Annotated in this window: 11 protein-coding genes; 8 read left to right on the top strand and 3 right to left on the bottom strand. The window is 50.6% G+C overall.

The annotated features are described in order from the left end of the window. Positions 1–16 precede the first annotated feature (16 nt). The 8 genes from lpdA to HMPREF2551_RS09185 all read left to right on the top strand — a co-directional run bounded on the left by lpdA (position 17) and on the right by HMPREF2551_RS09185 (position 7,285). Positions 17–1,450, top strand: coding sequence for a dihydrolipoyl dehydrogenase (gene lpdA, locus HMPREF2551_RS09225; protein ID WP_003745605.1), 1,434 nt, complete (start codon positions 17–19; stop codon positions 1,448–1,450). Between the two features lie 124 nt (positions 1,451–1,574). After that, positions 1,575–1,862 (top strand): hypothetical protein, encoded by a 288-nt coding sequence (locus tag HMPREF2551_RS09220; RefSeq protein ID WP_004519272.1) that lies wholly within the window; start codon positions 1,575–1,577, stop codon positions 1,860–1,862. Positions 1,863–1,879: 17 nt separating this feature from the next. Next, on the top strand, positions 1,880–3,100 hold the full coding sequence (gene sucC / locus HMPREF2551_RS09215; protein ID WP_314060953.1) for an ADP-forming succinate--CoA ligase subunit beta: 1,221 nt from the start codon (positions 1,880–1,882) through the stop codon (positions 3,098–3,100). Between the two features lie 10 nt (positions 3,101–3,110). Continuing rightward, positions 3,111–4,001, top strand: coding sequence for a succinate--CoA ligase subunit alpha (gene sucD, locus HMPREF2551_RS09210; RefSeq protein ID WP_003678822.1), 891 nt, complete (start codon positions 3,111–3,113; stop codon positions 3,999–4,001). Between the two features lie 192 nt (positions 4,002–4,193). Next, positions 4,194–4,628, top strand: a complete 435-nt coding sequence (locus HMPREF2551_RS09205) for an ElaB/YgaM/YqjD family protein (protein WP_070838608.1) — start codon at positions 4,194–4,196, stop codon at positions 4,626–4,628. A gap of 109 nt (positions 4,629–4,737) precedes the next feature. Further along, positions 4,738–5,145 carry a phage holin family protein gene (locus HMPREF2551_RS09200; RefSeq protein ID WP_070838605.1) on the top strand — a complete coding sequence of 136 codons (408 nt, stop codon included), beginning with the start codon at positions 4,738–4,740 and terminating at the stop codon, positions 5,143–5,145. Positions 5,146–5,983: 838 nt separating this feature from the next. After that, the gene (locus HMPREF2551_RS09190; protein WP_003745621.1) at positions 5,984–6,250 is read left to right on the top strand and encodes a hypothetical protein; all 267 of its coding nucleotides are present in this window, start codon (positions 5,984–5,986) and stop codon (positions 6,248–6,250) included. A gap of 225 nt (positions 6,251–6,475) precedes the next feature. Beyond that, the gene (locus HMPREF2551_RS09185) at positions 6,476–7,285 is read left to right on the top strand and encodes a phosphatidylserine decarboxylase (RefSeq protein WP_070838603.1); all 810 of its coding nucleotides are present in this window, start codon (positions 6,476–6,478) and stop codon (positions 7,283–7,285) included. Positions 7,286–7,368: 83 nt separating this feature from the next. Here the strand turns inward: HMPREF2551_RS09185 and znuD are convergent, their stop codons facing one another. The 3 genes from znuD to HMPREF2551_RS09170 all read right to left on the bottom strand — a co-directional run bounded on the left by znuD (position 7,369) and on the right by HMPREF2551_RS09170 (position 11,868). Next, a complete protein-coding gene (znuD, locus tag HMPREF2551_RS09180) occupies positions 7,369–9,657 on the bottom strand; it encodes a TonB-dependent zinc receptor ZnuD (protein WP_070838601.1) in 2,289 nt (762 codons plus the stop codon). A 218-nt stretch (positions 9,658–9,875) separates the two neighbouring features. Beyond that, positions 9,876–10,358, bottom strand: coding sequence for a cupin domain-containing protein (locus HMPREF2551_RS09175; protein ID WP_070588299.1), 483 nt, complete (start codon positions 10,356–10,358; stop codon positions 9,876–9,878). 100 nt (positions 10,359–10,458) lie between these two features. Continuing rightward, positions 10,459–11,868 (bottom strand): leucyl aminopeptidase, encoded by a 1,410-nt coding sequence (locus HMPREF2551_RS09170; RefSeq protein WP_070838599.1) that lies wholly within the window; start codon positions 11,866–11,868, stop codon positions 10,459–10,461. Between the last annotated feature and the right edge of the window lie 88 nt (positions 11,869–11,956).

Raw genomic sequence — 11,956 nt, 5'->3', positions numbered from 1 at the left:
AGCAAAGGATGACACGATGTCTCAATATGATGTAGTAGTGATTGGTGCAGGCCCGGGCGGATACGTTGCCGCCATCCGTGCCGCGCAACTGGGTTTTAAAACCGCTTGCGTCGATGCAGGCGTCAACAAAGCTGGCGATGCCCCTGCCTTGGGCGGTACTTGCTTGAACGTAGGCTGTATCCCTTCTAAAGCCCTGTTGCAATCCAGCGAACATTTCCACGCAGCGCAACACGAGTTTGCCGAACACGGTATCACTGTCGGCGACGTAAAATTCGACGCGGCCAAAATGATTGAGCGCAAAGATGCCATCGTGACCAAACTGACCGGCGGCGTGAAATTCCTGTTCCAAAAAAACAAAGTAACCAGCCTGTTCGGTACTGCTTCCTTTGCCGGTAAAAACGGCGATGCTTACCAAATCGAAGTCGATAACAAAGGCGAGAAAACCGTTATCGAAGCCAAACACGTCATCGTAGCGACCGGTTCCGTACCGCGTCCGCTGCCACAAGTCGCCATCGACAACGTGAACGTATTGGACAACGAAGGTGCATTGAACCTGACCGAAGTGCCTGCCAAACTCGGCGTGATCGGTTCCGGCGTGATTGGTTTGGAAATGGGTTCCGTATGGAACCGCGTGGGTGCGGAAGTTACCATTCTTGAAGCCGCGCCGACCTTCCTGGCTGCCGCCGACCAACAAATCGCCAAAGAAGCCTTCAAATACTTTACCAAAGAGCAAGGTTTGAACATCGAATTGGGCGTGAAAATCGGCGACATCAAATCTGAAGGCAAGGGCGTTTCCGTTGCTTACGAAACTGCTGCCGGCGAAGCCAAAACCGAAGTATTCGACAAACTGATCGTTGCCATCGGCCGTATTCCAAACACCAAAGGCCTGAACGCCGAAGCCGTCGGTTTGGAAAAAGACGAACGCGGCTTTATCAAAGTGGACGGCGAATGCCGTACCAACCTGCCTAATGTATGGGCAATCGGTGACGTGGTTCGCGGCCCGATGTTGGCACACAAAGCCAGCGACGAAGGCGTTGCCGTTGCCGAGCGCATTGCCGGTCAAAAACCGCATATCGACTTCAACAACGTACCATTCGTGATTTACACCGACCCTGAAATCGCTTGGGTGGGTAAAACCGAAGAGCAGCTCAAAGCCGAAGGCGTGGAGTACAAAAAAGGTACTTCAGGTTTCGGTGCAAACGGTCGCGCATTGGCAATGGGCAAAGCCAAAGGTACGGTTAAAGTATTGGCAGATGCCAAAACCGACCGTATCTTGGGCGTACACATGATTGGCCCGGTTGTCAGCGAATTGGTTACCGAAGGCGTGACTGCGCTCGAATTCTTCGCCAGCAGCGAAGACATCGCCCGCATTATCCATGCCCACCCAACCTTGTCCGAAGTGGTTCACGAAGCTGCATTGGCGGCCGACAAACGCGCTTTGCACGGTTGATAGACATTAAGGCCGTCTGAAACTTTTCAGACGGCCTTAAGGCCTCCGACAAATTGAATGTTTCGAGAGCTTCGTTTTCTGATTTATAATTCCGTCAGACAAACAAACAGCATTTACATTCATTATGAACAAAGAAATAGTCGGTATTTTCTTTATACCGATGGGCATCATCAGCATGTGTATGGCCGCATTGTGGCAAATGTATGTGATGATGACCGAAACTTATACGCTCAACCGTTTCAAAGATAAAGAATTGGTTTGGCGCGTGGCATTGTTGTTTATCAGTTTCAGCCTTGCCGTTTATCTGCTCTGCCCGAATTCGCGTAAAAAAGGCATTGTCTTTTTTATTCTCGGAGGAGGCGGCGCAACCATGTATCTGCTGGCGCGGATGTGGTTGCCCTTCAGTAAATAGTAGGGCCGTCTGAAAATATGGGATTGGCCGCAGGGCGATTCCTAAAACCCACTCACCTTAAGGAGAAATCCATGAATTTACACGAGTATCAGGCTAAAGAACTGCTGGCTAGCTACGGTTTGCCCGTACAAGGCGGTATTTTGGCACACAACGGCGAAGAAGCCGCTGCAGCTTACGACAAATTGGGCGGCAAATTCGCTGTTGTCAAAGCACAAGTACACGCCGGCGGCCGCGGTAAAGCGGGCGGCGTAAAAGTCGTTAAAAGCCGCGAAGAAGCTAAAGAAGTGGCTGAAAGCCTGATTGGCACCAACTTGGTAACTTACCAAACCGATGCCAACGGCCAACCTGTCAACAGCGTTTTGGTTTGCGAAGACATGTATCCGGTTCAAACCGAGCTGTACTTGGGCGCAGTGGTTGACCGTTCTACCCGCCGCGTTACATTCATGGCTTCTACCGAAGGCGGCGTGGAAATTGAAAAAGTTGCTGCCGAAACTCCAGAAAAAATCTTCAAAGTAACCGTTGATCCGCTGGTCGGCCTGCAACCTTGCCAAGCTCGCGAAGTTGCCTTCCAACTGGGCTTGAAAGACAAACAAATCAACGAGTTCGTCAAACTGATGACCGGCGCGTACAAAGCGTTTGTCGAAAACGACTTCGCCCTGTTTGAAGTAAACCCATTGGCAGTTCGCGAAAACGGCGACTTGGCCTGTGTGGACGGCAAAATCGGCATCGACAGCAACGCGCTCTACCGCCTGCCGAAAATTGCCGCTTTGCGCGACAAATCTCAAGAAAACGAACGTGAGCTGAAAGCTTCCGAATTCGACCTGAACTATGTTGCCCTGGAAGGCAACATCGGCTGTATGGTGAACGGCGCAGGTTTGGCGATGGCTACTATGGACATCATCAAACTCAAAGGCGGCCAACCTGCCAACTTCTTGGACGTCGGCGGAGGCGCAACCAAAGACCGCGTGGTTGAAGCGTTCAAACTGATTCTGGAAGACAAATCCGTTCAAGGCGTATTGATCAACATCTTCGGCGGTATCGTACGTTGCGACATGATTGCGGAAGCCATCGTGGCAGCCGTTAAAGAAATCAACGTCAACGTTCCTGTCGTTGTTCGTTTGGAAGGTAACAACGCCGAACTCGGCGCGAAAATCCTGAACGAATCAGGTCTGAAACTGACTTCTGCAGACGGCCTGAATGACGCAGCCGAAAAAATTGTTGCAGCCGTAAACGCCTAAGGAGAAAAGAATGAGCGTATTGATTAATAAAGACACCAAAGTATTGGTTCAAGGTTTCACCGGTAAAAACGGTACTTTCCACTCCGAACAAGCTCTGGCTTACGGCACTAAAGTTGTCGGCGGCGTTACCCCGGGTAAAGGCGGTCAAACCCACCTGAACCTGCCCGTGTTCAACACCATGAAAGAAGCCGTTAAAGAAACCGGCGCGGACGCATCTGTAATTTACGTTCCCGCTCCGTTTGTGTTGGATTCTATCGTTGAAGCCGTTGACTCCGGCGTAGGCTTGGTCGTTGTGATTACCGAAGGTGTTCCAACTCTGGACATGCTCAAAGCCAAACGCTACTTGGAAACCAACGGCAACGGTACCCGCTTGGTCGGCCCTAACTGCCCGGGCGTAATTACTCCGGGTGAGTGCAAAATCGGCATTATGCCGGGCCACATCCACCAACCTGGCCGCATCGGTATTATTTCCCGTTCCGGTACATTGACTTACGAAGCTGTGGCGCAAACCACCAAACTGGGCTTGGGTCAATCAACCTGTATCGGTATCGGCGGCGACCCGATTCCTGGTATGAACCAAATCGACGCACTGAAACTCTTCCAAGAAGACCCGGATACTGACGCCATCATCATGATCGGTGAAATCGGCGGTACTGCGGAAGAAGAAGCAGCCGAATACATCCAATCCAACGTAACCAAACCTGTTGTCGGTTACATTGCTGGTGTTACTGCTCCTAAAGGCAAACGTATGGGCCACGCCGGTGCGATTATCTCCGGTGGTAAAGGTACTGCCGAAGAAAAATTCGCCGCTTTCGAAAAAGCCGGTATTGCTTACACCCGCAGCCCTGCCGAGTTGGGCACTACCATGCTGGAAGTGTTGAAAGCAAAAGGTTTGGCATAAGACTCAAGTCTTTAAGCTGAATGGAAAAGGCCGTCTGAAGTTTTCAGACGGCCTTTTTTAAATTTCATTTGCTTGTTTTCATAATAAGCACTTAATTTTATTTAAATTAACGTTTATTTTAGAATAAACGGTTATAATTTATTAACAGATAAATATTCTGTAACCATATCAACCTATATCAAGGAGAAAAGCATGAAAAAACACGATTTTGAAGCACGTCGCGAGGCTTTGCTGAAAGACATCCGAGAAGTGATGGATGATGTGGAAGAGTTGTACCGCAATGGTGTTGAAGCCAGTTCGGAAGAGGGCAGCAAAGCCCGAGCCAAATTGGAAGAGAAATTGGCTGTGGCCAAAGAGCGTTTGAGCCGTTTTGAAGAAGAGGCCGGCGAACGTTTACGCCATCATGCCGAGCGTGCGCGTGAAAAATACGAGCAGTTTGAAGAAGCGGCTCAGGAGCGTTTGAAAGAAGGCAAAGAGCGTTTTACCGAATTTGAAGCCGATGCAGGTGCGCGTTTGAAACGCGGTGCCAAACACGCTGATGAAGTGGTGCATGAAAAACCATACTATGCGATGGGTTTTGCCGCATTGGCCGGTTTGGTTGTCGGTGTGTTGTTGAACCGCCGTTAATGTGAATATGTTAAGGCCGTCTGAACAGGCGTACACATGAAATCATGGATTTCATTGCGCCTTGCAGACGGCCTTAGCCTTATGTTTCCTGAGACAAAGGATAATCGAGATGGGAATTCGCCAGCGTTTTGAACATGGCAAAGCTTTGTTGAATCAGGGCACGGATTTGCTGTTGCTGCGTTTGCAGGTATTGAGCTTGGATTTGACGCGTCAGGCGGAGAATGTGTTCCGGTTGGCTATTTGGCTGGTATTGTCCGGCGCACTGTTGATGGTGGGCTTGGTCGGTTTGCTGTTCGGATTGAACCGCGTGCTGTCGGATGTGGCCGCTTTGTGGGTGTTTTTCGGCATTTTCTTTGTGAGCCTGCTGATTATTGCTGTATTGTTCCGTAAAGTATCGGCGGACTATCGGGAGCAGGGCAGTCGTGTGGCTGAAACCTTGCAGGATATTCGATCGGATATTGCGTATTTGCGCGGTGAGATAGACAAGGATGCGGACGATGAAGCAACAGGTGCATAGAGTTTTTTAAGAATATTAGAGCATGTTAATTTTATTGCAAATGCCGTCATAGATAGACATAAAAATATTCTCGTAGCTTTTAAGATACTCTTGAAACCTTGGTTAGGCACTTGCTATCTAATGATAAGGGATTGTCCTCGAATAATCAGTAAAGAAAGATTTGTTCTGGTTATCTATAGCAGGGTAGTTCCAGTAATATTAATTTGGGGATAGAGTTTTATCAGTATATGAAGGCTGTTGGAAAATTTAAATGATAGGTAATTACCATTTTCATCCAAATATAGCTCCGACAGATCTTCTAGATAAAGATCAATGACAATATAATCTTTTCTGTAAAACAAGAGTCTGACAGAATTTACTGTCAGATCAAAGCTTAAAGTAACTCGTTCATCACCGTTAACAAACTTAACGGTCTGAATAATATCGTCTATTTCGCAATCAAACCCATAAATAGACATAAACTCATTACAATTTGGAATCACTAATTTAGCATTATTCATTTTGGTTCCCTTCTTTGAGTATTATGGTAGCAGAAGATTTCGAGTTGTTATTTATTATTGGAAAAAGGCTCTCAAATTTTTAACTTTTAAGGGCAGTTACATCTTCTTTTGTTTAATCATTTTGTTTTCCTGAAAAGAGATAATTGAGATAACGTTGTCAAATCTGGTGGCTTTGAGGATATTTTTAGGTATTTTTTATGAAGCTGTTGATTATACTGTATCATTTTAAACAGTATCGGCAGATTATCGGGAGTAGGGCAGCCGTGTGGCTGAGACCTTGCAGGATATTCGATCGGATATTGCGTATTTGCGCGGTGAGATAGACAAGGATACGGACGATGAAGCAACAGGAGTATGAAGAAGCGCGCGAGCTGCTGCTTTTGGAAGCCAAGCTGGTGCGGTTGCGGATTGAAGCGGAAAATTTGAAACTGCGTAAAGTGGAAGAACGGGAGGCGCGGCAGTCCGATCGTTTGATGATGTTGGCCGATGTGGCGTTTCAGTTGAGCCAAACACGTTTGCTGTCTCAACGCGCTTTGTTTTCTACATCGCGCCGGCGGCATTGGATTTGGCTGGTATTGGCGGTCATGTTGGGCTTGTCGAGATAATCGGGAGCGGAGGGGTAGTCTAAACATTGTCTGCGGCGCTGTGTTGGATTGTGTGAGCCGCTTGTTGAAGACGCTGTGTTGTTGTGCTGCCGAGATTTAAACTTTATCTATGTTGAGTATTTTTTACAAAAGACACCGGCCGTCTGAACATTTCAGACGGCCTCAATGTTTGGAGTTTCAGATATAATGGCGGCAATTTTGAAATTGTTAAATGAAGGATAAGTGATGAACCGTTTGTATCCCCACCCGATTATCGCCCGTGAGGGCTGGCCGATTATCGGCGGCGGTTTGGCTTTGAGCCTGCTGGTGTCGATGTGCTGCGGCTGGTGGTCTTTGCCGTTTTGGGTGTTTACCGTATTTGCCCTGCAGTTTTTCCGCGACCCTGCGCGTGAGATTCCGCAAAATCCTGAAGCGGTGTTGAGCCCGGTTGACGGCCGTATCGTGGTGGTCGAGCGCGCACGCGATCCGTATCGTGATGTCGATGCTTTGAAAATCAGTATTTTTATGAACGTGTTCAACGTGCATTCGCAAAAATCGCCTGCCGATTGTACGGTAACGAAAGTGATCTATAACAAAGGCAAATTCGTGAATGCGGATTTGGACAAAGCCAGCACGGAAAATGAACGTAACGCGGTTTTGGCGACTACGGCTTCTGGTCGTGAAATTACTTTTGTTCAAGTGGCCGGTTTGGTGGCGCGCCGTATTTTGTGCTACACCCAAGCCGGTGCGAAACTGTCCCGTGGTGAACGCTATGGCTTTATCCGCTTTGGTTCGCGCGTGGATATGTATCTGCCTGTCGATGCGCAGGCACAAGTGGCGATTGGCGATAAAGTAACCGGCGTCAGCACTGTATTGGCGCGTTTGCCGCTGACTGCGCCGCAAACTGAATCTGAGCCTAAAGCCGCAGCTCCAGCCGCGCCTGCTTCTCAAGCTGCCCCGGCTGAAACAGTAGCAGGTCAATCTACCGAACAGCAGCAAATCGAAGCGGCGGCTGCTAAAATTCAAGCGGCTGCGCAAGATGTGTTGAAAGATTAATGACCAATTTTAAAATTGGTTTAAAGTAAGAAAAAGGTTTTCAGACGGCCGTCTGAAAACCTTTTTTGTTTGCCTGTCCGATTTTAAAACTTCACGTTCACACCGCCGGTAAAGCTGCGGCCCATTTGCGGCGTATCAGAGAGGAAGCTGCTGTGGGCGTAAACGGATTGGTTGAGCAGGTTGTCGGCTTTGACGTACCAATTCCACTCGCCATAGTGCGTATTGCGGCGGTAGTTTGCGCCGAGGTTGAGCATATGGTGTCCGGGCGTGCGCGTTTCGTAGCGGGCGAGTTTGTTTTGGGCGAACACGCGGTAGTAGTCCAAATTGGCATCGATGCGGTCGGTCAGCGAGGCTTTCAGGTGGACGCCGAGGCGCGCAGCCGGAACACGGGGGGCGTTTTGGTCGTCCTGTGCGATGAAAGGACGGTTGCCGTAGGCATCTTCCCTGCCAGGCAGGGAAGGTAGATTTTTCAGACGGCCTCGTACATAGTCGCCAGAAACGCCGATGCGGTAGCGCGGTGTCGGTTTGAAGTAGATTTCGCCTTCCGCTCCGTAGAAGTCCGCGCCGGATTGGTTGTAGCGCACGAGCTTCATTTCGCTGTCGTCTTCGATAGATTTAGGGCCGCGTCCGTCGTTTAAGGTTTGGGCGTAAATGTAGTTGCCGAAACGGTTGCGGTAGAGTGCCAGATTGTATTGCCAGCGGTCGCCTTCGTAGCCCAGCGCGAGTTCGATATTGTTGGAACGCTCTTTGTTGAGGTGTTTGTTGCCGACTTCAAAAGTGTTGGTGGCGACGTGTTTGCCGTGTGCGTACAGTTCTTGCGTTGACGGCAGGCGCTCCTGATGGGAGGCGGTCAGGCTGAGTTTGTGGTGTGGCGTGAAATACCAGTTGCCCGAAAGTGCGAACGAGCGGGCGGTTTGGCGGTGTGCGCCGAGGTCGGGCAGGGGTTGGTTGTAGTAGTTTTCCCGATCAATCAATACTTTGTCGTATTGGATGGAGGCTTTTTGTTTTTCCACGCGTACGCCGCCTTCAAGCGAGAAGTTGTCCCAGTTCGCCTGTTCTACGCCGAAAAAGCTGTAATGGCGGACATTGTTGTCAATCAGCATCGGTTGTTGGACGGTTTCGGGAATGGCGGAGAGCGCGCTGGATTTTTGTCCCAAATATTGCACACCCCAGCTGCCTTTCAGACGGCCTATGGGTTGGTGGCGCAACTCGATACGGGCGTTGTGTGTTTTGTTGTTGAAGAAGTTTTCTACTGCATCGCCTGCTTTTTCGTCGTGGTGGTAGTCGTTGCGGTTCATGTGTACGCGCAGGGCTTCAAAACCGGGGAATGGCTGCTTCCATTCGGCGCGGAGTTCGTAGCGTTTGTTGCGCAGGTCTATCCACGGTTTGCCGTTGTGGGCATGGGCGTGTGCATTATCGTCGTCGTGGAAGCCGCAGCTTAAGCCCGGGTTGTCGTAATCGATGTCTTCTTCGGTCAGCAGGTGCGGATAAAGCTGCAAATAGCGTTTGTTAATCAAACTCTTCTGCCAGATGATGTCGGCGTGGCAATCATCGTATTCGTGGCTGTGGGCAGGCAGGCCGTAGCGGTCGCGACGGTCGCTGTACGCCACGCCGAGAAAACCTTTCTCGCCCACCCAAGACAGCCCGATGCTGCCTGTTTTTGAATCGGCATGACTGTCGGGCAGGCGTTTCAGACGGCCTTCTTCTTTGTGATAGCGCGGTACGGCGTAATCGCCCGATTTGCGGTACAAGCCTTCGGTATGCAGCACGAAGTTTTTGCCCAAGCCGATATTGATGCCTGCGGATGTCAGTTTTTCCAAATTGCCGCTGCTCAAACGCAATCCGGCTTCGCCCGATACGCCGTTTTCAGGCATTTTTTCGGGAATTTTGCCATCGGCAACATCGACCAAACCGGCTACATTGCCCGAGCTGTACAAGAGCGTTACCGGTCCGCGCAGGATTTCGACCTGTTGCGACAAGGCGCTGTCCACCATTAAGGCATGGTCTGGCGAGAAGTCCGCCATGTCGCCCGTTTCGCCGTGATGGTTCAACACTTTAATCCGTCTGCCTGTTTGACCGCGAATGACGGGAGCGGACGCGCCGCCGCCGTATTGCGAGGCATGAATGCCCGGTACGCCGTCTAAAGCATCGCCCAAGTTGACGGCTTTTTGGCGCAAGGTATCGCCAGAGATGATTTTGTCGGAGGCGGTCGAAGTGTGCAACAGCCCCGAAGTCGCGCGCGGACGGCTTTTACCGACGACGGTAACCTCGTCCAAGTCAACCGACTGATCGGTTTCATGCGCTTGGGAGAGGATAGGGGTGCTGATTAAAAGAATAGATAAAACAATGGGTTTGAGTGTGGTTTGTGTCATTTTAGTTTCTCATCATATTTTGAAAGGCTGTTAGTATATAACATTTCATTGTTTATATGATAAGATTTTTAAGAAAAAAAGCCGTCTGAAAACGAAGCGTGGTTTTCAGACGGCCTTTAGCTTGTATCTAGGTTTAAATGAAAACGGAACAATCTCTCTGCTGCCTGGTTTGGGTAATGCAGAAAGTCATGGTAGATGGTTTGCTTTCATTGAAAGTATTACTTGGTTTCGGCGGCTTTAGCGCCAGCAGTCTCTGCAATTAAATCTAAGAATACCAACGGCTTTTTGCCGATATTTTTGAGTGCGTGGGACTGGCCGGGGCGGGCGATGGTAATGTCGCCGGCGCCGACTTCGGTTTGTTTGCCTTCGCTGTCGGTAAACAGGCCTTTGCCGGATACGATGATGTAAACGTCTTCATTGTCGGTATGTTTGTGCTGACCGATGGAAGCGCCCGGCGGCAATGTGAGCCAGCCGATTTCTTTGAATGCGTCTTGGTCGGCGGTTTGATGGCGCGTGAAGGCAAAGCTGCCGAGCAAGGGGCCTTGGCCTCCGGCTGCGTTTTCGCGGTTCCATTCGGCTAAGTCGGCTTTTTTGTACACTTGGATGCTGCGGTCGGTGGGGGTGGTTTGTTCGGCAGCTTGAGCGTTTAGAGATGTGCCGAGCAGAAGGGCGACAGATAATGCGGCAAATAGTGGTTTCATGGCGGTTCTCCGTTTGTCAGGTCGAGTCAGATAATGCGGATTCCGTTTTCAGACGGCCTGCGGGGTTGAAACGATTAACCCCGCAGGCTTCCCTCAAGATTTATTTCACGTTGCGCAGATAGTTCAACAATAATGGAACAGGGCGGCCGGTCGCGCCTTTTTCACCGCCGGATTTCCATGCGGTACCTGCGATGTCGAGGTGCGCCCACGGGTAATCTTCGGTGAAGTAAGACAGGAAGGTGGCGGCGGTAATCGTGCCTGCACCGGGCGTGCCGATGTTGGGAATGTCGGCAAAGTTGGATTTGAGTTGGTCTTTGTAGGTCTCAAAGAGCGGCAGTTGCCATGCTTTGTCGTCCACGTTGCGGGAAGCGGCCAGCAGGCTATCGACCAAATCCTGATTGTTGCCCATCACGCCGCTGACGTCATGACCCAAGGCGATGATGCACGCGCCGGTCAGGGTAGCGACGTCGATGACGGCTTTAGGTTTGAATTGCTCGGCGTAAGTGAGCGCGTCGCACAAAATCAGACGGCCTTCGGCATCGGTGTTCAACACTTCAATCGTCAAGCCTTTCATGCTTTTCACGACGTCGCCCGGTTTGTTGGCCGCGCCGGAAGGCATGTTTTCACAAGTGGCGACGATGGCAATCAGGTTGATTGGCAGTTGCAGTTTGACGGCGGCGCAGAAGGTACTGATGACGGTTGCCGCGCCACACATGTCGAACTTCATTTCGTCCATGTTCAGGCCGGGTTTGAGGGAAATGCCGCCGGTGTCGAAGGTAATGCCTTTGCCGACCAATACCACAGGTGCGGCTTCTTTGTCGGCCGCGCCGAAATAGCTCAGTTCGACCAAATATGGATCCTCAACGCTGCCTTTGGCGACAGACCAGAACGAACCCATGTTTTCTTTGATGTAGTCTTTTTCAATGATTTTGGCGTGTGCGCCCAATTTTTCGGCTTCGGCTTTGGCGGTACGCGCTAAAAATTCGGGCGTGCATTCGTTCGGCGCGGCATTGCCCAAGTCGCGGCAGAGGCTTTGTCCGTAAACTTGCGCTTCGGCGACGCGCAGGGCTTCTTTGACGGCGGCTTCGTGTGCGGTGTGGAACACGGCTTCTTCAAATTTGGCCGGCTTGGCTTCTTTTTTGTAGCGGTCGAAACGGTAGGCGGCGTTGCCGAACGCAATCGCAAACGCCTCGGCAACGGCTGCTGCTTGCGCTTCTTCAAAGGCATGAACGTCCACATTGACCGTTTCTTGGTTTTGCGCCCATTTGGCGGCTTCGGCGGCGGCTTTGTTCAATGCGGCGCGGTCGGTTTTTTCGAGGCGGGCGACAGCAATGGCTTGCAAACCGTTGTCCGTCGGGATTTTGGTGTCGGCGAAATTTTGACCTTCTTCAAGGGAAGCGAAGAGGGCGAGGGCAGTCGGGTTGCTCAGTTGCGATGCTTCGGCGCAGACAAATAATTGCGCACCTGCCTGTTGAGCCTGCAAAGTTTCGGCTTTTGTGCTAAATTTCACGTTTATTCTCCTGATTGGAACGGTTGTCGGTTATTCAGACGGCCTGTTGACCAACCGTCCGAACAGATGAAAATCATTGTACTCCATT

The sequence above is a fragment of the Neisseria sp. HMSC066H01 genome, from assembly GCF_001837375.1.
Classification (GTDB): Bacteria; Pseudomonadota; Gammaproteobacteria; order Burkholderiales; family Neisseriaceae; genus Neisseria.
The sequence above is the reverse complement of the archived record's forward strand: the minus strand, read 5'-3'. Positions and strand labels throughout refer to the sequence as shown.

Coding starts and splice junctions, on each gene's coding strand:
- lpdA (WP_003745605.1), top strand. CDS start 17: ATGTCTCAATATGATGTAGTAGTGATTGGTGCAGGCCCGGGCGGATAC.
- HMPREF2551_RS09220 (WP_004519272.1), top strand. CDS start 1,575: ATGAACAAAGAAATAGTCGGTATTTTCTTTATACCGATGGGCATCATC.
- sucC (WP_314060953.1), top strand. CDS start 1,880: ATGGGATTGGCCGCAGGGCGATTCCTAAAACCCACTCACCTTAAGGAG.
- sucD (WP_003678822.1), top strand. CDS start 3,111: ATGAGCGTATTGATTAATAAAGACACCAAAGTATTGGTTCAAGGTTTC.
- HMPREF2551_RS09205 (WP_070838608.1), top strand. CDS start 4,194: ATGAAAAAACACGATTTTGAAGCACGTCGCGAGGCTTTGCTGAAAGAC.
- HMPREF2551_RS09200 (WP_070838605.1), top strand. CDS start 4,738: ATGGGAATTCGCCAGCGTTTTGAACATGGCAAAGCTTTGTTGAATCAG.
- HMPREF2551_RS09190 (WP_003745621.1), top strand. CDS start 5,984: ATGAAGCAACAGGAGTATGAAGAAGCGCGCGAGCTGCTGCTTTTGGAA.
- HMPREF2551_RS09185 (WP_070838603.1), top strand. CDS start 6,476: ATGAACCGTTTGTATCCCCACCCGATTATCGCCCGTGAGGGCTGGCCG.
- znuD (WP_070838601.1), bottom strand. CDS start 9,657: ATGACACAAACCACACTCAAACCCATTGTTTTATCTATTCTTTTAATC.
- HMPREF2551_RS09175 (WP_070588299.1), bottom strand. CDS start 10,358: ATGAAACCACTATTTGCCGCATTATCTGTCGCCCTTCTGCTCGGCACA.